Annotated in this window: 20 protein-coding genes; 6 read left to right on the top strand and 14 right to left on the bottom strand. The window is 73.4% G+C overall.

Features of this window, described 5'->3' with window-relative positions:
• Window positions 1-319: 319 nt before the first annotated feature.
• The 3 genes from IE255_RS37100 to IE255_RS37090 all read right to left on the bottom strand — a co-directional run bounded on the left by IE255_RS37100 (window position 320) and on the right by IE255_RS37090 (window position 3,271).
• Window positions 320-1,210: an aminoglycoside phosphotransferase family protein gene (locus IE255_RS37100; RefSeq protein WP_190054830.1), complete on the bottom strand. Its 891-nt coding sequence runs from the start codon at window positions 1,208-1,210 to the stop codon at window positions 320-322.
• Between the two features lie 17 nt (window positions 1,211-1,227).
• Window positions 1,228-2,127: an SGNH/GDSL hydrolase family protein gene (locus IE255_RS37095; protein WP_190054829.1), complete on the bottom strand. Its 900-nt coding sequence runs from the start codon at window positions 2,125-2,127 to the stop codon at window positions 1,228-1,230.
• 136 nt (window positions 2,128-2,263) lie between these two features.
• A complete protein-coding gene (locus IE255_RS37090) occupies window positions 2,264-3,271 on the bottom strand; it encodes a zinc-binding alcohol dehydrogenase family protein (RefSeq protein WP_190054836.1) in 1,008 nt (335 codons plus the stop codon).
• Window positions 3,272-3,413: 142 nt separating this feature from the next.
• Between IE255_RS37090 and IE255_RS37085 the strand changes: the two genes are divergently transcribed.
• A complete protein-coding gene (locus IE255_RS37085) occupies window positions 3,414-4,211 on the top strand; it encodes a VOC family protein (RefSeq protein ID WP_190054828.1) in 798 nt (265 codons plus the stop codon).
• Window positions 4,212-4,252: 41 nt separating this feature from the next.
• Entirely contained in the window at window positions 4,253-4,966 is a 714-nt protein-coding gene (locus tag IE255_RS37080) for a ribonuclease H family protein (protein WP_190054827.1), read from the top strand.
• Between the two features lie 10 nt (window positions 4,967-4,976).
• Here the strand turns inward: IE255_RS37080 and melC2 are convergent, their stop codons facing one another.
• Both melC2 and melC1 read right to left on the bottom strand, forming a co-directional pair.
• Window positions 4,977-5,798 (bottom strand): tyrosinase MelC2, encoded by an 822-nt coding sequence (gene melC2, locus IE255_RS37075; protein ID WP_190054826.1) that lies wholly within the window; start codon window positions 5,796-5,798, stop codon window positions 4,977-4,979.
• A gap of 32 nt (window positions 5,799-5,830) precedes the next feature.
• Window positions 5,831-6,199: an apotyrosinase chaperone MelC1 gene (gene melC1 / locus IE255_RS37070; RefSeq protein ID WP_190054825.1), complete on the bottom strand. Its 369-nt coding sequence runs from the start codon at window positions 6,197-6,199 to the stop codon at window positions 5,831-5,833.
• A 340-nt stretch (window positions 6,200-6,539) separates the two neighbouring features.
• Here melC1 and IE255_RS37065 point away from each other — a divergent pair, with 340 nt between their 5' ends.
• Window positions 6,540-7,748 (top strand): FAD-dependent monooxygenase, encoded by a 1,209-nt coding sequence (locus tag IE255_RS37065; RefSeq protein ID WP_190054824.1) that lies wholly within the window; start codon window positions 6,540-6,542, stop codon window positions 7,746-7,748.
• A gap of 21 nt (window positions 7,749-7,769) precedes the next feature.
• Here IE255_RS37065 and IE255_RS37060 read toward each other — a convergent pair whose 3' ends face one another.
• Window positions 7,770-9,494, bottom strand: coding sequence for a cholesterol oxidase substrate-binding domain-containing protein (locus IE255_RS37060; RefSeq protein WP_190054823.1), 1,725 nt, complete (start codon window positions 9,492-9,494; stop codon window positions 7,770-7,772).
• 137 nt (window positions 9,495-9,631) lie between these two features.
• On the opposite strand from IE255_RS37060, the gene IE255_RS37055 reads away from it, so the two are divergent.
• Window positions 9,632-10,615 (top strand): aldo/keto reductase, encoded by a 984-nt coding sequence (locus IE255_RS37055; protein WP_190054822.1) that lies wholly within the window; start codon window positions 9,632-9,634, stop codon window positions 10,613-10,615.
• Between the two features lie 9 nt (window positions 10,616-10,624).
• Here IE255_RS37055 and IE255_RS37050 read toward each other — a convergent pair whose 3' ends face one another.
• Complete coding sequence (locus IE255_RS37050) at window positions 10,625-10,969, bottom strand: hypothetical protein (protein ID WP_190054821.1); 345 nt, start codon at window positions 10,967-10,969, stop codon at window positions 10,625-10,627.
• A 150-nt stretch (window positions 10,970-11,119) separates the two neighbouring features.
• Between IE255_RS37050 and IE255_RS37045 the strand changes: the two genes are divergently transcribed.
• The gene (locus tag IE255_RS37045) at window positions 11,120-11,617 is read left to right on the top strand and encodes a DUF6328 family protein (RefSeq protein ID WP_190054820.1); all 498 of its coding nucleotides are present in this window, start codon (window positions 11,120-11,122) and stop codon (window positions 11,615-11,617) included.
• A gap of 71 nt (window positions 11,618-11,688) precedes the next feature.
• Here the strand turns inward: IE255_RS37045 and IE255_RS37040 are convergent, their stop codons facing one another.
• The 3 genes from IE255_RS37040 to IE255_RS37030 all read right to left on the bottom strand — a co-directional run bounded on the left by IE255_RS37040 (window position 11,689) and on the right by IE255_RS37030 (window position 14,345).
• Window positions 11,689-12,114: an SsgA family sporulation/cell division regulator gene (locus tag IE255_RS37040; protein WP_190054819.1), complete on the bottom strand. Its 426-nt coding sequence runs from the start codon at window positions 12,112-12,114 to the stop codon at window positions 11,689-11,691.
• A 62-nt stretch (window positions 12,115-12,176) separates the two neighbouring features.
• Entirely contained in the window at window positions 12,177-13,208 is a 1,032-nt protein-coding gene (locus IE255_RS37035) for a hypothetical protein (RefSeq protein WP_190054818.1), read from the bottom strand.
• A gap of 165 nt (window positions 13,209-13,373) precedes the next feature.
• Entirely contained in the window at window positions 13,374-14,345 is a 972-nt protein-coding gene (locus IE255_RS37030; RefSeq protein WP_190054817.1) for an LLM class F420-dependent oxidoreductase, read from the bottom strand.
• Window positions 14,346-14,417: 72 nt separating this feature from the next.
• On the opposite strand from IE255_RS37030, the gene IE255_RS37025 reads away from it, so the two are divergent.
• Entirely contained in the window at window positions 14,418-15,857 is a 1,440-nt protein-coding gene (locus IE255_RS37025) for a serine hydrolase domain-containing protein (protein WP_190054816.1), read from the top strand.
• Here IE255_RS37025 and IE255_RS37020 read toward each other — a convergent pair.
• The 4 genes from IE255_RS37020 to IE255_RS37005 form a co-directional block, all read right to left on the bottom strand.
• On the bottom strand, window positions 15,849-17,531 hold the full coding sequence (locus IE255_RS37020; protein WP_190054815.1) for a serine/threonine protein kinase: 1,683 nt from the start codon (window positions 17,529-17,531) through the stop codon (window positions 15,849-15,851). The genes IE255_RS37025 and IE255_RS37020 overlap by 9 nt on opposite strands.
• Before the next feature lie 343 nt (window positions 17,532-17,874).
• Window positions 17,875-18,834: a threonine/serine dehydratase family protein gene (locus IE255_RS37015; protein WP_190054814.1), complete on the bottom strand. Its 960-nt coding sequence runs from the start codon at window positions 18,832-18,834 to the stop codon at window positions 17,875-17,877.
• A gap of 100 nt (window positions 18,835-18,934) precedes the next feature.
• A complete protein-coding gene (locus IE255_RS37010) occupies window positions 18,935-19,996 on the bottom strand; it encodes a polyprenyl synthetase family protein (RefSeq protein ID WP_190054835.1) in 1,062 nt (353 codons plus the stop codon).
• A 38-nt stretch (window positions 19,997-20,034) separates the two neighbouring features.
• Window positions 20,035-21,090 carry a tetratricopeptide repeat protein gene (locus IE255_RS37005; RefSeq protein WP_190054813.1) on the bottom strand — a complete coding sequence of 352 codons (1,056 nt, stop codon included), beginning with the start codon at window positions 21,088-21,090 and terminating at the stop codon, window positions 20,035-20,037.
• Between the last annotated feature and the right edge of the window lie 98 nt (window positions 21,091-21,188).

Raw genomic sequence — 21,188 nt, 5'->3', positions numbered from 1 at the left:
ATGGTCACCCTCGCCTGCCTACAACTCTGGCTCCCCTGACATTGCGGACACGACCTAGGGCCTGTCGTTTGGATCACGCCGCAGACGCGGGGTCTGGCACGCGCATCTGCCGCGTTGTCGTCGGTTGCCGACTCCCCCAAGCTCTCGACTTCGCTCGAGCAGGGGGGACCCCCATCGCGTCGACGCCCTCCTCCGCCTTGCAGCTGCACGCACCAGACCCCGCTCACCGGCACTGAACAGCACCGTCACTTCCCTGCGACCTGATCCAAACGACAGGCCCTAGGGGCAGGCCCGTGCCCGTGGAGGGCGGGCCCCGCCCCTACGCCGTCTCGGCCAGGATCTCCGCGATCACATGGCGGGAGTTCTCCGCGACCGGCGGGTTGGTCTCCCAGTAGTACGGCAGCGCGATGACCGCGATCGACAGGGCCCAGCCCCGGCCCCGGGCCCACTCGGCCTCGCCGGCGCCCACCGCCTCGCGGAAGACGCCGCGGACCTCGGCGGGCAGCACGCACCAGGCGCTGATCAGATCGACGGCCGGGTCGCCCACCCCCACCGTCCCGAAGTCGATCACGGCGCTCAGCCGTCCGCCCGTGACCAGCAGGTTCCCGGCCATCAGATCGCCGTGCGCCCAGACCGGCGGCCCGGTGTACTCCGGGGCCCGCAGTGCCTCCTCCCACGCCTTCGCCACCGCCGCGGTGTCGACCCGGCCCGCCAGTTGCGCGAGCGCCTCGCGCAGGAAGGAGTCCCGGGTCGCCAGCGGCACTCCCCGGTAGCCGAGAGGGCCCTGCGAGGCGTCCTTGCGGCGCAGGGCCCTGACGTACGCCGCCAGGTCCTCGGCGAGCCGCTCGGGCTCCTCGAGCGCCCCGGGCACCGGGTTGCGGCCGTCCAGCCAGCCGTACACCGACCAGGGCCAGGGGAAGGCCTCACCGGGCTCGCCCTGCCCGAGAGGTTCCGGCGAGGCGGCGGGCAGCCCCGGGCCCAGCCGGGGCAGCCAGCGCAGTTCGTGCGTGATGGCGTCGACCGCGCGGGGATGCCGGGGGAGCCGGACGACCTTGTCCTCGCCGAGGCGGAACATGGCGTTCTCCGTCCCGGAGGACTCCAGGCGCCGCAGGGGCTGCCCCGCCCACCGCGGGAACTGCTCCGTGACCAGCCGGCCGACGAGCGAGACGTCGAGAGCGACCTCGTCCTCGTGCATTCGCAGCGCACACATGGCGACCATTCGAGCGGTCAACGCGCCGACTGTCGAATGGTTTTGGTGATCTCCCGGGCGATCCGCAGGATTCCGGGGGAGCGGACCGGGCAGGGCTTCGGCTTGGACGTCGTGGGAGCCAGGCAGAAGTGCAGGTAGTCGTCGTCGCGGTGCAGGGCCGTACGGTCGCGGGACGGCTGGGTGCAGTAGTCCGGGTGGGCGCGCTCGTGGGCCGTGCACGGCAGGTACTGCGTCCAGGTGTAGCGGCCGGCGGCCGGGCTCACCGCCTTTCCGGCGTCCGCCACGACGTCGCCCGAGGCGGCGGCCCGCTGCTCGTAGAGCGCGTTGACGCGCCGGACCCGGTCGGGGGTGATCGGGTCCGGGCCCTGCGACACCCAGACGATCGTCGGGCGGGTGCCGCCCCCGGCCGCGGCGATCTGCTCGGTGAGCCGGCGCGCGTCGGCGGCGTACCGGGTGAAGTACCGGGCCGGGGACTTGTCGTAGGTGATGCCGTCCATGCACGGCGTGTAGCCCCAGGAGTTCCCCCAGAACTGGAGCACCACGAAGTCGGGCCGCAGCCGGCGCACCAGCGCGGCGGCCTTGTCGGCGGCCGGCACCAGGGACCGGTCGGCCGTGCCCTCCAGGTAGTCGCACAGCGTGGTGCCGGAGTACGGGGCGCTGGTGTACTCCGCCTTCGGGTCCCGGCGTAACTCCTCCCCGAGGACCTTCTGGCCCTCCATCGCCAGGGAGTCGCCGAGGTACAGCACCTTGGGCGCCCTCCTCGGTTCCGCTCCCGGGGAGACGGGGGCGCGCTGGTGGGTGGTGGCCGACGTGCGCGGCGCGGTCGGCGGCGGCCCCTCCGGCGCGGACTCCGGATCCCCGCACGCGCCGAGCAGCACCCCGGCCAGCAACGCCCCCACGACCCACGGCTTTCGCATACGGCAACTCCCGCCCCCGCCACCGAAACGGCACTCAGGCAAGCACAGCCGGGCGCCGGGGGGAAGACGTACGCCGGACGCGGTGGCTCACACGCGGTCGGCAAAGGGGGCTGGAATGGCCGACGGGGCCGGCGCCTCACGACAGGTCGTTCACCAGCACCGCCGCCCCGTCGAACCGCCCCGCCTTCAGATCCGCGAGCGCCTGCGCCGCCCGCGACATCGGATACGGGTGCGTGGTCGCGCGGACCCCGAACCGGGTGGCCAGAGCGAGGAACTCGCGCCCGTCCGCACGCGTGTTGGAGGCGACGCTGCGCAGCTCCTTCTCGTAGAACAGCTCGGTCTCGTAGTGCAGGGGAGGCGTGTCGGTGAGGTGGATACCGGCGACGGCCAGGACCCCACCCCGGTCGAGGGCGCGCAGCGCGACCGGGACCAGGGTGCCGACCGGGGCGAACAGGATCGCGCTGTCCAGGCGCTCCGGCGGCGGCGCGTACGCGTCCTGCGCGGAGGCGGCACCCAGCTCCAGCGCCAGCCGCCGGGCGGCCGCGCCCCGCGTCATGACATGCACCCGCGCGCCCTCGGCCAGCGCCACCTGCGCGCACAGATGGGCGCTGCCCCCGAAGCCGTACAGCCCGAGCCGTCCGCCGGGCGGCAGCGCGGCCCGCCGCAGCGCGCGGTGGCCGATGATGCCCGCGCACAGCAGGGGCGCCAAGGCCACGTCCGGCGCGTCGTCCGGGAGCCGGTAGGCGAACGCCGCCGGCACCGTCGTGTACTCCGCGTAGCCGCCGTCGGCGTACCAGCCCGTGTACTCGGAGCGGGGGCAGAGGTTCTCCGCGCCCCGCGCGCAGTAGGCGCAGGAGCCGTCCGTGCGGCGCAGCCAGGCGACGCCGACCCGGTCGCCCGGGGCGAAGCCGCTCACCGCCGGCCCCGCCCCGGCCACCACCCCGACGATCTCGTGGCCGGGCGTGACACCCACCCGGTGCAGGGGCAGATCACCCTCGGTGACGTGCAGGTCGGTGCGGCAGACCCCGCAGGCCCGAACGCGCACCAGCAGCTCGTCCTCCGCCGGGACCGGCACCGGCTTCTCGACCAGCCGGAGCGACCCCTCCTCGACCGGACCCGGCCGTACCACCGACCACGCGCGCATCGCCCTGTCCATGCCCGTCCCATCCCGTCGAGGCCTCCCCCTGCCAGTCTGCGGCGGGCCCGCCCGTTCGGCGCGCGGGTCGGCCCAGCGGTGACTAGCGTGAGGAAACGGACCATTCACCCGTCCGGAGAGGGCCGCAGCCATGGCCGTGCAACCTGAAGGAACCCCCTGCTGGGCCGACGCGATGTTCAGCGACCTCGAAGGGGCCAAGAGCTTCTACGGAGACGTCCTCGGCTGGACCTTCGCCGAGGCGTCGACGGAGTTCGGCAACTACACCGAGGCCTACGCGAACGGCAAGGCGGCCGCCGCCGTCGTCCCGCCGATGCCCGGCCAGGAGGGCCTGTCCCAGTGGTGCCTGTACTTCGCGTCCCAGGACGCCGCCGGCACCGCCGCCCGGATCCGCGACCACGGCGGTGACGTGCTGATGGAGCCGATGCGGGTCGGGGACTTCGGCACCATGTGCCTGGCCCGCGATCCGAGCGGCGTCGTCTTCGGCGTCTGGCAGGCCGGCACCCACGAGGGCTTCGAGGTGATGGCCGAGCCGGGCGGCTACGTCTGGGCGGAGGTCTTCACCCGCGAGCCCGAGAAGTCCGACGCGTTCTTCCCCGCCGTCTTCTCCTACCGGCAGCGGACCATGGAGCACGAGGAGATGGACTTCCGGATCTACGACCTCGGCGACCGCACCGTGCTGGGCCGCATGCAGATGACGGAGGAGTTCCCGCCCGAGGTGCCGCCGTACATCAACGTCTACTTCACCGTCGAGGACTGCGACGACGCCGTGGCGAAGGCGACCAAGCTCGGCGGCGTCCTGCGCTTCGGCCCGATGGACACGCCGTTCGGCCGGTTCGCGACCCTCAGCGACCCGCAGGGCGCCAACTTCTCGGTGATCGACATCACGCGGACCGAGGGGGAGATGCCGGAGCTGACCGACGTGTCGTAGCCACCCGGCCCTCGCGGCCGGGCGGCCCGCGCGGCCATGGCATGATCGGGGCCATGCGTGAACGTGTTGTGGCCGCGTGCGACGGGGCTTCGAAGGGAAACCCCGGGCCCGCGGGCTGGGCCTGGGTCGTCGCCGACGCTGCCGAGACGCCGGTGCGGTGGGAGGCGGGGCCGCTCGGCAGGGCCACCAACAACGTCGCGGAACTCACCGCGCTGGAGCGCCTGCTGACGGCTACCGACCCGGACGTGCCGCTGGAGATCCGCATGGACTCGCAGTACGCGATGAAGGCCGTCACCACCTGGCTGCCCGGCTGGAAGCGCAACGGCTGGAAGACGGCCGCCGGCAAGCCGGTCGCCAACCAGGACCTCGTGGTGCGCATCGACGAACTGCTGGACGGCCGCTCGGTCGAGTTCCGCTACGTCCCCGCCCACCAGGTCGACGGCGACCGGCTCAACGACTTCGCCGACCGCGCCGCCAGCCAGGCCGCCACCGTCCAGGAGCCCGCGGGCAGCGGCCTCGGTTCCCCCGAGCCGCCGCCCGCCCCGGACACCCCGGCCAAGGCCCCGCGCACCCGCCCGCGCGGCGGCACGTCCCGCACCAGCAAGACATCCGCCGCGAAGGGCTCCTCGCGCACGATCAAGGCCAAGTTCCCCGGCCGCTGCCAGTGCGGCCGCTCGTACGCGGCCGGCGAGCCCATCGCCAAGAACGACAGCGGCTGGGGCCACCCGGAGTGCCGCACGGGCGCGACCGTCTGAGCAGCCGGTCCTAGACGTCGAACGTGTAGTGCGGCGTGTGGTCCAGCAGATCCGCGGGGCTCATGTCGTGCCACGGCCGCATCGTCTCGCGCAGGTCGATCACGTTCGGCGTGCCCGTGGCCGGCAGATAGCCGGAGCCGGGGTGCCGGCGCTGCCACTCGGCCCACAGCTTGTCTATGTAGGCGTGGTGCAGCCAGAACACCGGGTCGTTGGGGGAGACCCCGGTGGCCATCTGCCCGCCGACCCAGACGTGGACCCGGTTGTGCAGATTGACCCCCCGCCACCCTTCGAGGTGGTTGCGGAAGCCGTCCGAGGCGCTGTTCCAGGGCGCCATGTCGTACGTCGGCATCGACAGCACCGACTCGACCTCGGCCCGCGTCGGCAGCTGACGGCCCCCGGATCCGAGGGAGCGGCGCAGGAACGTACGGCCGTCGACCCGCACGGTGATCGGCCAGTTCCCGCTCGACGCGGAGAACGGCCCGTCCGTCACCCGGCCGTCCCGCTCGCGCCCGGTGCCGCCGAGGAAGTCGGGCGCCCACAGCGAGGCGCGCGGCGTACGGTCGACGGTCCAGTCCCAGTACGGCAGAGTCACCGACGCGTCCACCGACTGCAGCGCCCGCTCGAACTCCAGGAGGAATCTTCGGTGCCAGGGCAGGAAGGACGGTGAACGGTGGCCCGTCCGCTCGCCGTCGTCGGTGTCGGAGACGATGAACGCGTTGTGCGTGGTGACGAACTCGTCGTAGCGGCCGGTGCGCTTCAGCTCGATCAACGCGGCGACGAAGCGCCGCTTCTCGTCGGCGGTCAGGGCGGACTGGTTCTTGCGGACAGCCATGTGCGGGTGCTCCAGATGCCTTGCGGGGCGGGTCAGTTGGCGGGGAAGGGCAGCAGCGGCGCGCCTTGCAGCTCGTCGACCGCGGCCCGGGCGGCGGCGCGCGGGGTGGGCACCGGGTCGTAGTGGCTGACGACGCTGATCCAGCTGCCGTCGGCGTTGCGCATCACGTGCAGCTCCACCCCGTCGACGAACACCGCGTATCCCGCGCCGTGGTGGTGGTGACCGGACCCGGAGGCCGGCCGGCCCTGTATCCGGCGGCCCTTGTAGACCTCGTCGAAGGTCGCGGGGGAGTCGTGGTGCCCGGCGGCGGTCGCCACCGGGGCGATGGCCGGCAGGGTTCCCGCGGCCGTGGCGAGGGCGGCCGCGGCGGTGAGCGCGCGGCGACGGCTGAGTTCCGGCATCCGGACCTCCTGGGTGCGTTCGGCTGATGACCCCGCATGCCTATCGGCCCCCTCGGTAACGGGAGAAATCCCCACGAGGCGGTTGGCTGTGATCCAGGCAATTCCGCTTATGTCGTGCAAGGTTGAATCAAGATGATCTTGCCGTCAGGGGCGCGTGCGCGGGCGTGGAAGGGGAAGTTCCGCTCGCGAGTAGCGCTGTGGCGGTTGTTTCTCCCTGGGCGTTCCGCGGCTCGTGGTGCGTGTCACGCCGCGAAACTGACGCGAAACGACGGTTCGGTCGATGATGCTTTTGTCCTGCTACTCTGCGTCCTCAATCGACAGCTCTCGGTAATCCTCAGGGGTGTGCGTGAAGGTCGCCTGTGTCGGTGGCGGGCCCGCCGGTCTGTATCTCTCGATCCTGCTCAAGCGGCAGGACCCGTCCCACGACATCACCGTCCACGAACGCGACCCGGAGGGCTCGACCTACGGCTGGGGCGTGACGTACTGGCGCGGACTGCTGGACCAACTCCACGAGCGGGACCCGGAGTCGGCGCGCGCCCTGGACGCCGGTTCCGTCCGGTGGTGCGACGGCGTCGACCACGTCCGGGACCTGACGGCCCGGCACAGCGGCGACCAGGGCCACGGCATCGGCCGCCACCGCCTCCTGGAGATCCTTGCCGCCCGGGCCCGCGCCCTCGGTGTACGCCTCGCGTACGAGTCCGAGATCGGCCCCGGGACGCTGCCCGACGCCGACCTGGTCGTGGCGGCCGACGGCGTCCGCAGCGCCCTGCGCACCCGCCACGCGGCACACTTCGGCACCCGGCTCACGGCCGGCCGCAACCCCTACGTCTGGCTCGGCACCACCAAGGTCTTCGACGCCTTCACCTTCGCCTTCGTGGAGACCGGCCACGGCTGGATCTGGTGCTACGGCTACCCCTACGGCCCCGACCGCAGCACCTGCGTCGTCGAGTGCGCACCCGGCACCTGGACCGGACTCGGCCTCGACCGCGCGAGCGAGGCCGAGGGGCGGGCCCTGCTGGAGAGGCTCTTCGCCGGCGTCCTGGACGGCCACCCCCTGCTGGGCCGCCCCGGCGGCACCCCCTGGCAGACCTTCCGCACCCTGATCAACCGCACCTGGCACCACGGCAACCTGGTCCTGCTCGGCGACGCCGCCCACACCACCCACTACTCCATCGGCGCCGGCACCACCCTCGCCCTGGAGGACGCGATCGCCCTGGCCGCGGCACTGCGCGAGCACGCCGCACTCCCGCAGGCCCTCGCCCGCTACGAAAAACAGCGCAAGGCGGCCCTCCTGCCCGTGCGGAGCGCGGCCCGCTACAGCGCCCAGTGGTACGAGAACCTCCCGCGCTACCTCCGCCTGCCGCCGGAGCGCATGTTCGCCCTGCTCGGCCAGCGCCACTCGCCCCTGCTGCCCCACGTCCCGCCGCAGCTGTACTACCGGCTCGACCGGGCGGCGGGGCAGCTGGAGCCACTGCGGCGGTTCAAGCGCTGGGTCGGTCCGAAGATCGCGCGGACGGTGCACGCGCGGGCTCTGGCCGCCCGCGAATAGCCGCTCCGGCCCCCGACGGCCTCAGCCGAACAGCCGGTCCAGGAATGCGTTGCCGTACACGCGGTGCGGGTCGAGCCGGTCCAGCACCGCCTCCGCCGCGGCCCACTCGGCCGGCCCGACCGCGGCCGGCACCACCGAGCCCAGCACCTCCGCGTCGCTCCACACCCCGTCGTCCGTGTAGGCCCACCCCTTGGACCACTCCACCCGGGTGAGGGCGAAGTCGCCGTCGAAGGCGCGCAGCAGGAACCGCTCCAGCTCGCGCAGGAACACCTCGGCGTCGGGCGTGCCCGGCAGCGTCAGGACGTCCAGCCACACCGCCGTGTCCCACTCGGGGCGGTCCGCGCGCGGCCGGAGCGCGGAGAGCAGGGGCGCGCGGGCCCCGGCCACCCCGGCGTCGGCCGGGTCGTCCAGGCCGGTCACCCGGATCTCCACCGAGCCGTTGACCGGGAAGCTGCCCCGGGCGGCGTACGCCGTCAGCCGCTCCCGGTAGAAGGCGGCGAACTCGGCGACGACCCGCTGCACCCGGTCCCGCGAGGTGAGGACCGCGTAGCCGTTGGCGTGCACCCTCAGGGTGGTCGGCTTCAGGTACAGCAGCGTGTTCTTGGACGGCCCCCAGAGGTCGGCCGACAGCGTCGCCACCAGCCCGAGCGTCGCCGCGTCGTACTGCGCGTTCCCGAGCACCGGCGCCAGGTACCAGGCGCCCTCCGACGTCATCCGGCCCACCAGCTCCGCCACCGGGCTCGGGACGTTGTCGGAGAACGGGTAGTTGTACGGCCGCGTCACCTTCCGGGAGGTCAGCGGCCGGGTGGGGGAGACGCTCCACACCTTCAGCCACGGGTGCTCGGTGAACGCGAACCAGATCGCCTCGACCCGCCCGGACTCGTCCAGGAAGCTCGCGAACGTACGCCCGCTGCCCGAGCCGGGCGCGGCGAACAGCTCACCGGCCGGGATGTCCGTACGGCTCACGCACCGCAGGTCGGTGTTCGCGCCCACCCGCAGTACCACCTCGGTCACCAGGGACCGCCCGAGGTGCGTGAGCAGCGCGGCGCCGTCCGCCTCGTCGCGGTGGAAGGTGCGCAGCACGTACGCACCGGCCCGGGTGTCCCAGACGACCGCCGTCAGGGACAGGATCAGATTGCTGAGCGAGCCGTAGGTGTGCCCGGGGAGCCGCCGCTCGCCCCGCGCGGGGACGGCGGTGCCGTGCCCGTCGATCGCCAGCACCCCGCCGAGGGTGAGGACACCGGGAGCGGGAGCGGCCGTGACGCCGAGGCCGTGCTCCTCCAGGAAGGTGAGCAGCGCCTCCATGGTCACGCCGGTCCCGGCGCGCACGGCCGTGGGGGAGTCCAGGGAGAGGCCGGTGAGGTGGGGCGCGGTGTCGACGAGCAGGACGGGCGCACCGGACGGCGTCCCCTCCGTCACCGTCAGGGGCGACCAGCCGTGCGAGGCGCCCCGGGCCCGCACCCGCCAGCCGTGCCGCCACGCCCAGTCGACGACGGCGACCACCTGCTCCGGGCTGCCCGGCGCGCACGCCCACAGGCCGTCGGCGGTGATCTCGCCGACCCAGTTCCGGTACGCCGAGCGGTACAGCGCGACGTCCGCCGGGAAGTCCGGCAGCTGAGCGGCGGCCACCGCAGGATCCGCCGGCAGGCCCGGCACGACGGCCAGGGCGGCCGCGGTGAGCAGGAAGCCCCGGCGCGTCCGATGAGGGGCGTCCGACGGGAAGTTGCTCTCTGCGTCAGTTGTCACGTGAGTCACGCTAGAGGGGGATTGACACGCGACATGTTCCTGTCGAACCGATTCACTCGTGTGAGTGAACAGGGCGGGATCATCGGGCCGGAGCAATACGTTCCGCGCAGGTCGTGGCGGATGACAGACTGACGCCCATGGACGAGCGCACATTCGACAGGTCGGGTCAGCACGCTTCCGTCGTCGGTCTCGGTACGTGGCAGCTGGGTGCCGACTGGGGAGACGTCGACGACAAGGAAGCCCTCGCGGTACTGGAGGCGGCGGCCGAGTCCGGGGTGACCTTCTTCGACACCGCCGACGTGTACGGCGACGGACGCAGCGAGCAGACCATCGCCGCGTTCCTTGGCGGCCGGCCCGACCTGCACGTCCTGGTCGCCACCAAGATGGGCCGCCGGGTCGACCAGATCCCCGAGAACTACGTCCTCGACAACTTCCGCGCCTGGAACGACCGCTCCCGCCGCAACCTCGGCGTCGACCGCATCGACCTGGTGCAGCTGCACTGCCCGCCGACGCCCGTCTACTCCAGCGACGAGGTGTTCGACGCCCTCGACACCCTGGTCGAGGAGGAGCGGATCGCCGCGTACGGCGTCAGCGTCGAGACCTGCGCGGAGGCGCTGACCGCGATCGCCCGGCCGAACGTGGCGAGCGTGCAGATCATCCTCAACCCGTTCCGCGTGAAGCCCCTGCGCGAGGTGCTCCCGGCCGCCCGGGAGGCCGGCGTCGGCATCATCGCCCGCGTCCCGCTCGCCTCCGGCCTGCTGTCGGGCAAGTACACGCGCGACACGGTCTTCCCGGAGAACGACCACCGCACCTACAACCGGCACGGCGAGTCCTTCGACGTGGGCGAGACCTTCTCCGGCGTCGACTACGCCACCGGCGTCGAGGCGGCCGCCGAGTTCGCCGCGCTCGCCCCCGAGGGATACACCCCGGCCCAGCTGGCCCTGCGCTGGATCATCGAGCAGCCCGGCGTGACGACCGTGATCCCGGGTGCCCGCTCGCCCGAGCAGGCCCGGGCCAACGCGGACGCCGCCCGCCTGCCGGAGCTGCCCGGCGAGACACTCGCGGCGATCCGCGACCTGTACGAGCGGCGGATCCGGGAGCAGGTGGAAAACCGCTGGTAGGGCTTGCCCTCACGGCACCAGGAGCAGCTGCCTCTCCTGCTCCTGGTCGCCGGAGGCGGCCCCGTCGTCACGTGCCGTGAAGGCCCGGGTGAGCGTGTCGCTCGCCCGCCGCACCGCCTCCGGGGTGCCCTGCACGGTGACGGTCACCGGCGCGGACAGCCGCCCGGCCCCCTCCCCGGTGCTGGGGGCACCCGCCTCCGCGTCCCCGCCGAAGGTCGCCATGTGCACCGTCGCGTTCTCGTCGGCGGGAAGCTCGTCCGGCGCCCCGAACGTGTCTTCCAGGGCCCGGACGACCGCTCGCGCGTCGTCGGCACCTCCGCCGCTGAGCGTCACGGTGAGCTGCGTACCGGACATGCGTCCACGACCTCCTCGGGCTCTGCGTCATTCGCGCCGTCCGTGTAACCGCCCCCTGATCGCTCAAACCGCGCGCCGCCCGGGACGACGGCTCTTTACGGGGAACACGCGGAAAAGAAGGACCAGCGCGTTCTCACACCGGGAGGACCAGTGACGGACACGGCAGAGGGCGGGGCCAGGCGCCGGGGGCGCAACGAGACGGAGGAGGAGAGAGCGGACCGGATGTGGCAGGAGCTCATCCAGGAGGTCCGCGTGGCGCAGATGGGCGTGCAGATCCTGTTCGGCTTTCTGCTCACCGTGGTGTTCACCGAGAAGTACGACGACCTGACGGACACGGACCAGACGATCTACCTGGTGACCGTCGTGCTCGGCGCGTGCGCGACCGGGGCGCTCATAGGGCCGGTGTCCCTGCACCGCCTCGTCTCCGGGCGGCGCGTCAAGCCGCAGGCGGTGCGGCTGGCCTCCCGGCTGACGCTGCTCGGCCTCGTGCTGCTGCTGGCCACGATGACCGCCTCACTGCTGCTCATCCTGCGCGTGGCGACGCACGACGGCTTCGTGCCCTATCTGGTCGCCGGCGTGGTCGGCTGGTACCTGCTGTGCTGGTTCGTCCTGCCCCTGTGGACCCGGCACCGCCACACCGCCAGGTGACCGCTGTCCTCATGCCAGGAGGCCGGCCCCGGCCTCCTGGCATGAGGACAGCCACCCGGCTCGGCCGCGGTTCAGCCCCCGGCGATGACCTCCGCGAGGAAGTCGTCGACGTGGACCTCCTCGCGGCCCGGCGGGACCACCTCGTGGGTCTCCCGCAGGAACGCCGCGAACGCCGGGGCCCACGCGAACACCACCGCGTGGTGGCGGCCGCCGTCGGCGCGGGCGTCGCCGAGGAACTCCATGCGCAGCTCTTGCCACACGCCCCGGGACTCGGGACGCATCCGCACGTCCCCGAGCCCGACGGGACGCCGCAGACCGTCGGCGATCATCTCCCGGTCCAGCTGCCACCGGGCGAGGACGCGGCCGTCGTGGCTGAAGACGACGGTGACGGCGAACGGGTCGGCGGCGTCGTAGCTCATGTGGGCGAGCACGGAGAAGCGGTCCGCGTCACCCGCCTGGAGCTGCACCACCAGCGTCTTGTGCACGAAGGAGTTCACGAGAGGGCCTCCGGGAAGAACCGACGTAGAGCCCTCTAGTACCCCCTCCACGCACAAGATGCTCAGCCCTCCGGGTGATTCCCGCGGGCGCCGCGCAGCGACTCGATGCACACGGCGACGGCCCGCTGGAGCTCCTCCAACTGCGTGACCATGTCGTCCTCGTAGAACTCCGGGACGTCGTCGAAGGTCAGTTCCTCGAACACCTTGGTCGCCTTCTGGAGGCTGCTGTAGAACTTCGTGCGCCGCTCCTGCACGCGCAGCCCCGGGTCGGCCTCCACGGCCTCGACGACGAGGGACTTCATGGTGTCGTACGCCTCGGCGGCCCACTCGCCGGCGTCCTCGTCGTCGTCGAGTTCGTCGATGAGGGACAGGTGGCGCTCGGCCTCCTGGCGGAGGTCGGCGGGCGCGTCGACGGTCTGCCCGGCGGGCGTCCTGATCTGCCCCGACTCGGCGATCTGGCGCACGTATCCGACGCGGTCGGCGGCCCTGCTCTCGCCGGCGACGGCCTTCTTCAGCTCGTCGGTGCGCACGACGTCCCGGGCCAGCTCGGCCTGGAGATCGGGGTCCTCGCGGACCCGGTCCAGCAGGGCCTGGCGGGCCGCGCGGGCGGTGGCGGGATCGGCGAGGATCGCGGCGCGCAGGGCGGTGGGGTTCTCCGCGACCTCCAGCGCCTTCGTGGGCCGGATGCCCTCCGCCTCGGCGGCCTCGGCGATGGCGGTGCCGCGCTCGGAGCCGGCGCTGCTGCGGGACACGTAGTAGCTCAGCCACACGTCGGGGTCCGGCAGTTCCACCTCCTGACCCGGCGTCAGGGCCTCGAAGTGCGGGACCAGACCGTCGTCGGCCGCCCGGTCCCACGCCTTGTAGTAGCGCATGACCCGCTCGGGGGAGCACCCGGCGAGCTCCGCGAACTCCTTCGCGGACACCTTCGGCGTCTCGTCCGCGCCCTGCCCGCCGGGCCGCACACTGCGCGCCACCTTCAGCCCGAAGGCCCACCCTCCGGTCCGGGCGTACGCCCCGAACTCCCGCGCGTCGCGCGCGACCAGATCGGACACGGGTGCCGGGGACGTCTCGGGCGGGGTGAGGGCTACGGTCACGGACGACTCTCCTGAGGCGGGGCAGATCGGGACTGCACGAGGTGCGAACGGCAGCCTATCGGCACCCGCCGACCTCGCGGGCGGGTGAGGGACGACGCCCCCGACCGAAGAAGAGCCCTCCGGGCCGGAGGGCTCAGCTGGTCGGACAGGCGCCGGCCGAGGGCCTCAGCCGAACGCGTCGCGCAGGGCCGGCAGCAGGGTCTTCTCCGACCAGTCCAGGTACGCCGGCTGCGACTCGCCCCCGATCTGGACCAGGGCGATCTCGGTGAAGCCGGCCTCGGCGTAGGGGCGTACGGCCTCCACGAAGGCGTCCGGGTCGTCGCCGCACGGGATGGAGTCGGCGACGTCGTCCCGCGTGACGAACTGGGTCGCCGCCTCGAAGGAGTCCGGGTGCGGCAGCTCCGAGTTGACCTTCCAGCCGCTGCCGAACCAGCGGAACTGGGAGTGCGCCCGCTTGACGGCCGTGTCCCGGTCGGGGTCGTAGCAGACGGGCAACTGGCCCACGCGGGGCTTGCCCTGGCCGCCGTGCCGGTCGAACGCCTCCAGCAGGCCCGCCTTGGGCTCGGTGGCGATCACCAGGTCGCCGAGCCGGCCCGCGAGTTCGCAGGACTGCTCCCCGGAGACGGCGATGCCGATGGGCGGCGCCTCGTCCGGCAGGTCCCACAGCCGGGCCGACTCCACGTCGAAGTGCGTGCCGCGGTGGTTGACGTGGCCGCCCTTGAAGAGGGCGCGGATGATCTCCACGGCCTCCTCGAACATCTCGTGCCGGACGTCGACGGACGGCCAGCCGCCGCCCACCACGTGCTCGTTGAGGTTCTCGCCCGAGCCGAGCCCCAGCCGGAACCGGCCCTCGGACAGCAGCTGCACCGTCGCCGCCTTCTGCGCCACCACCGCCGGGTGGTAGCGGAACGTCGGGCACGTCACGTACGTCATCAGCGGGATACGTGACGTGGCCTGGGCGGCCGCGCCGAGCACCGCCCAGGCGTAGGGCGAGTGGCCCTGCGAGCGCAGCCACGGGAAGTAGTGGTCGGAGGTCACCGAGAAGTCGAAGCCCGCCTCCTCGGCCCGCACCACGTGGTCCACGAGCTCGCGGGGGCCGGCCTGCTCGGTCATCATCGTGTATCCGATTTGCACCATAGTCGCCGAGTCCCCTGACACCGGGCGGGAAAACGGCTCGATCAAGGTCCGCCGGCGGGGCACGATGCCTGCATGAACGCCCCCGTGCTCTCCCCCTCCGACCCCGCCGCCCAAGGCGTCGACGCGTCCGGCGTCCTCGCCTTCCTCGACGCCCTCGAAGCCGCCCCCGGGATCGAGCCGCACAGCCTGATGATCGTGCGGCACGGCCGGCTGGTCGCCTCCGGCTGGTGGGCGCCGTACACCCCCGGCCGCCCCCAGCTGCTGTACTCGCTCAGCAAGAGCTTCACCGGCACCGCCGCCGCGCTGGCCGAGGCCGAGGGACTGCTCGACTTCGACGCGCCGGTGATCTCGTACTTCCCGGAGTTCGAGGCCGACATCACCGACCCGCGCAGCCGGGCCATGCTCGTGCGGCACGTGGCGTCCATGGCGAGCGGCCATGAGCGGGAGACCGTCGAGGAGGCCTATGCGCGGGACCCCGAGGAGCCCGTGCGCGGGTTCCTGCTGCTGCCGCCCGACCGTGACCCGGGGACGGTCTTCGCCTACAACCAGCCCGCCACGTACACCCTCGCCGCGATCGTGCAGCGCGTGACCGGCGGGTCGCTCACCGCGTACCTGCGGCCCCGGCTGCTGGACCCGCTGGGCATCGGGGAGGTGTTCTGGCGGCGGGACCGCACCGGCCGCGAGCTCGGCTTCAGCGGTCTGCACGCCACGACCGACGCCGTCGCCCGCCTGGGCCAGCTGTACCTGTCCGACGGGGTCTGGGAGGGCGAGCGGCTGCTGCCGCAGGGATGGGTGGCCCGTGCCTCGCGCCCGCACATACCGACCGCCGGTTTTATGGCAGAGGCGGACTGGGAGGACTGGCAGCAGGGCTACGGCCACCAGTTCTGGATCTCCCGGCACGGCTACCGGGGCGACGGCGCGTACGGCCAGTTCTGCCTGGTGCTGCCCGAGCAGGACGCGGTGATCGCGGCGACCGCGGCGACCGAGCGGATGCAGGAGTTCCTGAACCTCGTCTGGGAGCATCTGCTGCCCGCCTTCGGGCCCGAGCCGCTGCCCGGCCGGGAGGCCGCCGACGCCGAGCTGCAAGAGCGCCTCACCCGGCTCGCGCTGCCGCCCGCTCCGGGCAGCTCCGCACCGCCGGAACGGGCCGGGGACTGGGCCGCCGCCGAGTTCACGTCCTCCGGCGAGGCGGGACCGGCGCGGGCGGTCGGGCTCGCACCGGACGCGGACGGCTGGACGCTGACGCTCACCGGGGACCGGGAAGGGGACCGGCTGGACCTGCGGATCGGAGAGCCCGGCTGGACGGTCGCCGAGGAGCCCCTCCCGACCGCGGTGAGCGGCGGCTGGACCGATGTCGGCACGCTGACCGTGGAGGTGGTGTTCCTGGAGACCCCGCACCGGCTGGCGCTGACCTGCTCCCTCGCGGACCGCTCGCTCACGGCGCGCTGGCGCACCGAGCCGCTCCACGGCGGCCGGCCCACCGCCCAGCGCGCACCGCGCGGCTCAGTCTGAGACCGGCCGGAACGTCTTCAGGAACGTGCGCAGCGCCTCCTGGTTCGCGGCGTCCTCCCACTCGGCGTCGGGCGTCGTCCAGCGCAGCGAGAAGCTGCGGCCCCCGCCCAGCAGGAAGCCCCGCCCGAAGGTGTGCACGCGAGTGCCGTCGGCCTTCGCCGTCCACTCCATGTCGGCGGCCTCGCGCCCCTGGTAGGTCGTCGCGCGGATCTCGCCGATCCGGTCGTAGCCACCGGACTGCTTCAGGTTCGGTTCGACGTCGTCCCGCCACACGGCGACGGGGTCCGGGCCCACGCGCTCGCTGTAGGTGACGGCCAGCGTGCGGTCGTCGCCGTCGGCACCGAAGACGATCCGGTACGCCAGGTCGCCCTGGCGGTCGGTGTCCAGCCGCGTCCAGTGCTCGGGGAGCGCCACGGAGAAGCCCTCCGGCGCGTCGTAGCGCTGGAAGCCGGGCGGCAGGGCCGCGGCCGGATCGGACGGCGTCGGCGTGGGGGACGGGGCGGTGGGCGTGGGCGTGGGGGAGGGGGAGGGGGAGGGTGACTGGGACCCGGTCGGGCCGGGTGTCCCGGACGGCTCGGGGCTGTCACTGCCGCCGCCCGTGTCGCCGCCGGTGCCCTCGCCCGGCGACACGGCGGAGGCCGGTGGCCGGGCCGGGGACTCGGCCGCGTCGCTGCCCGAGTCACCGCCGGGCAGCCCCTGGGTCGCGGCGAGCACGGCGACCGCGACGGTGACGACGGCCAGGGCGGTCCCGGCCACCATGGTCCGTCTGCTCCAGACCGGGCTCCCCGGCCGCACGGCGGCGTACGCGCCGCGCAGCCGCGGGGACGCCACCGAGCCCACGGCCGCTTCGGGGTCCTCGCTGAGCGCGCGGGTCAGCGCCTCACGGACCACCGGGCGGGTGAGCCGCTCCCGGGAGTCCTTGCGGAGCAGCCCCTGCACGACCTGCGCCAGCGGCCCGGCCCGCATCGGCGCGCGCAGCGGCAGCCGGTCCACGCCCTTCAGCGTGTTCTCCGGACGCCCCCGGTCCCGGAAGGGCGGGCGTCCCTCGACCATCGTGTAGAGGATCGCGCCCAGCGCCCACAGGTCGGCCGCGGGTCCGATGCGCTGGTCGCGGGCCTGTTCCGGGGAGGCGTACGCCGGTGCCGTCAGACGCGGTGCCAGGGTCGCGCCGGCCAGCCCGAAGCCGGTGACGACGATCGAGTGGTCCTCGCGTACGAACACCTGGCCGGGGCTGAGCTCGCCGTGCGTGATGCCCTCGGCGTGCGCCGCGTCCAGCACGTCGAGCAGCTCCAGGCCCACGCGCGCGGCCCGCACGTAGTTGAACGTGCCCTGCTCCGAGAGGAGTTCGCCCAGGGGGGTGCCGTCGATCCACTCGTTCACGGTCCACAGGGTGCCCGCCTCCTCGACGGCGTCCACGACCGTGGCGATGCGGCCCGGGCACAGCAGCGCCATGTTCTCGGACGTGCGCAGCAGGCGGACGGCGGTCCGGCGGTCGGTCTCGCCCGGGTCGTCCGGCAGCCCGATCTGGGTGACCAGACACGGGCGGGAGACGTCGCCGGCGCCGAGGTCCTCGGCGTACCAGCAGATGCGGTTGGTCTCGCGCTGGATGATCTCGAGCAGCCGGTACCGGCCGCCGGCGACCAACTGGTGTGTGGAGACGTGCGCCCTGCCCATGGCCATCCCTCGCTGGAAACCTGGCTCTCACCTTTTCCAGAGGTACGCAGCGTGAGGCCGCCTGCGTTCAAACGGATCGCAACTCCGCGTTCATTCTTGTCTTTTATTCAAACGATGGGAGCACGTGTGCGAGAGAAAACGGTCTTTCGCGGGTCCGGGCGCGGCTTACCTCGACTGCCCGGGCCGCCGAGGGCGCGGAGAATTCGGCCGCCCGGGGCCCGTGGATTCGTAAATCCCCGGCCGGCCAGGTGGTAACCGGCGGTAAATGCGGAGGTGTCCAACAGCTGAACTCGACACCCCTCCGACGAATTTCGGCGCCGGATTCCCGAAGGCCGCCGGACCCTCAGCGCAGACCGAAGCGACGTGACCACGCGATCATGTCGCCCGTGGTGGCGTTGCCCCCGCACACCACCAGGCCGAGCCGGGCCCCGTCACCGACCCGCTCCAGGACCTGCCGGGCGGCGGGCAGCAGACACCCGGCGGCCGGCTCGGTCCACACCTTGGCGTGGTCCGCCAGATCCAGCGAGCCCTGTACGGCCTCCCGGTCCGGGACCACGAGCACCTCGGTGACCAGGGCGGAGACGTGGTCGTACGTCAGCCGGGACACGGACGGGGCACTGAGCGTGGACACGATCGACGACAGGGCGACCGGTCGCGGGCCGCCCGCCGCCAGGGCCTCGGACATGGCCTGCGCTCCCTCGGTCTCCACGCCCCACACCCGCACCCCGGGCCGGCGCGCCCGCAGCGCGGCGGCGACACCGGAGATCAGCCCGCCGCCCCCGATGCTGACGAGCACGTCGGTGAGTTCCCCGGCGTCGGCGGCGAACTCGAGCCCCACCGTGCCCTGTCCGGCGATCACCACCGGGTCGTCGAAGGGATGGACCAGGGTCAGCCCCTCCTGCTGAAGCCGCGTCATGAGCGCGAAGGCGCCGTCCATGTCGTCGGTCAGCCGCACCGACGCGCCGGACACCTCCGCGATCTCCACGGCCCGGGCGGGCGCCGACCGCGGCATCACCACCGTGGCCTTCACATCCAGGGCGGCGGCCATGACCGCGACGGCGATCCCGTGGTTGCCGCCGCTGACCGCGACGACGCCGGCGGCCCGTTCGGCCTCGCCCAGCGACAGCAGCTTCGCCGTCGCCCCGCGCGCCTTGAACGAGCCGGTGCGCTGGAGCAGTTCCAGCTTCGTGGTGACCGGGGCGCCGAGCAGCGCCGACAGCCCCGGGCTGTCCACGGTCGGTGTGCGCACGACGTGCCCGGCGATCCGCCCGGCCGCGGTTTCGATCTCCGAGATGCCGATCACGGCAGCCATCCTCCCGGCGCGGGGTCGCGGAGCGCGCCGAGTCGAACCCTGACCCGCCGACGCGGCCGGGGTCAATCAGGGCCGGGCGGACGGCACCCGCTCAGAGGTCGCGCCGTACCAGGAAGCCGAGCAGCGACCGCAGCTCGCCGACGGCCCCCGCCGCCGACGGTACGCCCGCGAGGGCCGTCTCGACAGCGGCGAGGTGCCGCCGGGCCTCCGCCATGGCCGCCGAACGGCCGCCCGCCTCCTCGATCAGCGCCGCCGCCGCGTCCGGCTCGTCGCCGGTCTCCAGGAGCGTGGCGAGCCGGCCGCCGCTCGGCGAGCCGAGCGTAACCAGCACCGGGAACGTCTTCTTCCGCTCCCGCAGGTCGCTGTGGACCGGCTTGCCCGTGACCCGGGGGTCGCCCCAGATGCCCAGCACGTCGTCGACGATCTGGAAGGCGATCCCGAGATGCCGGCCCACCCGGTCGAGGGCGGCGACCGTCTCGGGGGCGGCACCGCCGAGCACGGCGCCCAGTGCGGCCGCGCAGCCCAGCAGCGCGCCCGTCTTGTGCTCCGCCATCGCCCGGTACTCGTCCGGCCGCACGCGCCGCGGTCCCGTCCAGGGGCGGTCGGCGAAGAGCAGGTCGTCCGCCTGGCCGCGCACCAGGTCGCCCAGCGCCACGGACAGCGTCCGCACGGCGGCGGCACCGCCCGGCTGCGCGGCGAGCGTCTCGACGGCCAGCGCGAACAGGGCGTCGCCCGCGAGGACCGCGGGCCCCGTGCCGTAGGCCTTCCACACGGCCGGGCGGCGGCGCCGGTCCGTGTCGCCGTCCATGATGTCGTCGTGCAGCAGGGAGAAGGTGTGCACCAGCTCCACCGCGACGGCCGCGGCCACCCCGGCCCGCGCGGGCGCACCGGCCGCCTCGGCGCCGAGCACCGCGAGCGCCTGCCGCACGCCCTTGCCGCCGGAGGCCGCGGCCGGGGCGCCGCCCACCTCGCACCAGCCGAAGGAGTACGCGGCCATCTCGCCGACCCAGGGGTGCAGCCGCGCCACGGCCTCGGCCAGGGCCGGCCGGACCAGCGCACGGCAGCGTTCGAGGATCTGGTGGGCGTCGCCCGGGAGTTCCTGCGGGCGGGCGTGGGCGACCGGGTCCGGGGGCGTGGAGAGGGCCGGCGCCATGTCCTGCCGCGCCATCTGGACCGCCGTCGGGAGCGCCGTCACCGTGCCGCCTCCATCGCCCTCGTGTCCGCCGGTATGCCGAGTTCCTCATGGGCGCGGGCCACCATCGCGCGGGCGTGCTGGAGGCCGATCCGCTCCAGCGTGCCGGCGAGGTCGGCCAGTTCGGCCGCCGTCTCGCCCCGGTCGCGGCCCAGCCGGGCCAGGGACTTGGCCAGCCCCAGCCGCGACAGCGCCTCCCCGCGCGGCTCGCTCATCTCGCGGAACTCCGCGAGCGCCTGCTCGTACAGCGCCCGCGCCTCGGCGTAACGCCCGGCCCGGTACAGGACGTTGCCGCGCATCTTGTGGTTGTAGGCCAGCGCGCTGGACAGCCGCATCGCGCGGCACATCGTCTCCGCCTCGCTCAGCAGGTCCAGGGCCCGCTCGGTGTCCCCGTCGCGCACGGACACCACATCGGCCAGACCGCGCAACGCCCAGGCGTGGCCGCGCCGGTCGTCGGCGCGCGCGGCGATTTCGGCGGCCTCCTCGAACAGGGCGTACGCCGTGTCGTACTTCCCGATGTTGCGGTGCATCTGCGCGATGCCCTCCAGCGCCCACACCGTGTGCCGCGCCTCCCCGCGCCGCCGGGCCTCGGCGAGCAACTGCTCGTGCAGCCGGCCGACGGCCTCGTAGTCGCCCTGGATCCGGCCGGTCTCGGCCAGGCCCGCCAGCGAGTAGCCGCGTACGACGACGTCCCCGCCGCGCTCGCCCAGATCGGCGGCCAGTTGGAGCAGCCGGCGGGCGAGCCGGAACGCGCCGCGCTGCCGGGCCAGCGTGCCGCCGCTCCACAGAGCCCAGGCCATCGCCGCGACGTCCCCGGCCCGGCGGGCGGCGCGGTAACTCGCCTTCCAGGCCCGGTCCGCCTCCTCGACCCGGCCCAGCCTGCGGTGCGCCTCGGCCACGGCGAGCCCGGAACGCGCCGCCTCCCCGGGCTTTCCGGCCCGCTCGGCCGCCCTCAACTGCTCGGTGCCGGCGGCCAGGACGTCGGTCAGCGAGGAGTTGACGGACAGGGTGGTGAGTGCGCCCTGGTACTCCGGGGCGAATGCCTTGCCGTACATCGATGCCTTTCGGTCCGTATACACCTCATCTATACACAGTGCGTATACATGGCGTGTATAGACGGGTGGAAATCGGCCCTGGCCACAAGGGCCAGGGC

Source organism: Streptomyces lomondensis (assembly GCF_014651035.1).
GTDB classification, from domain to species: Bacteria; Actinomycetota; Actinomycetes; order Streptomycetales; family Streptomycetaceae; genus Streptomyces; species Streptomyces lomondensis.
Note: the sequence above shows the minus strand (reverse complement) of the source record. Positions and strands in the feature narration are given on the sequence as shown.

Excerpts from the sequence above, each read along its gene's own strand:
- IE255_RS37020 (WP_190054815.1), bottom strand. The coding sequence starts at position 17,531 with ATGGGCAGGGCGCACGTCTCCACACACCAGTTGGTCGCCGGCGGCCGG.
- IE255_RS37010 (WP_190054835.1), bottom strand. The coding sequence starts at position 19,996 with ATGGCGCCGGCCCTCTCCACGCCCCCGGACCCGGTCGCCCACGCCCGC.
- IE255_RS37050 (WP_190054821.1), bottom strand. The coding sequence starts at position 10,969 with ATGTCCGGTACGCAGCTCACCGTGACGCTCAGCGGCGGAGGTGCCGAC.
- IE255_RS37085 (WP_190054828.1), top strand. The coding sequence starts at position 3,414 with ATGGCCGTGCAACCTGAAGGAACCCCCTGCTGGGCCGACGCGATGTTC.
- IE255_RS37100 (WP_190054830.1), bottom strand. The coding sequence starts at position 1,210 with ATGTGTGCGCTGCGAATGCACGAGGACGAGGTCGCTCTCGACGTCTCG.
- IE255_RS37030 (WP_190054817.1), bottom strand. The coding sequence starts at position 14,345 with ATGGTGCAAATCGGATACACGATGATGACCGAGCAGGCCGGCCCCCGC.
- IE255_RS37090 (WP_190054836.1), bottom strand. The coding sequence starts at position 3,271 with ATGCGCGCGTGGTCGGTGGTACGGCCGGGTCCGGTCGAGGAGGGGTCG.
- IE255_RS37055 (WP_190054822.1), top strand. The coding sequence starts at position 9,632 with ATGGACGAGCGCACATTCGACAGGTCGGGTCAGCACGCTTCCGTCGTC.
- melC2 (WP_190054826.1), bottom strand. The coding sequence starts at position 5,798 with ATGGCTGTCCGCAAGAACCAGTCCGCCCTGACCGCCGACGAGAAGCGG.
- IE255_RS37080 (WP_190054827.1), top strand. The coding sequence starts at position 4,253 with ATGATCGGGGCCATGCGTGAACGTGTTGTGGCCGCGTGCGACGGGGCT.
- IE255_RS37005 (WP_190054813.1), bottom strand. The coding sequence starts at position 21,090 with ATGTACGGCAAGGCATTCGCCCCGGAGTACCAGGGCGCACTCACCACC.
- IE255_RS37095 (WP_190054829.1), bottom strand. The coding sequence starts at position 2,127 with ATGCGAAAGCCGTGGGTCGTGGGGGCGTTGCTGGCCGGGGTGCTGCTC.
- melC1 (WP_190054825.1), bottom strand. The coding sequence starts at position 6,199 with ATGCCGGAACTCAGCCGTCGCCGCGCGCTCACCGCCGCGGCCGCCCTC.
- IE255_RS37025 (WP_190054816.1), top strand. The coding sequence starts at position 14,418 with ATGAACGCCCCCGTGCTCTCCCCCTCCGACCCCGCCGCCCAAGGCGTC.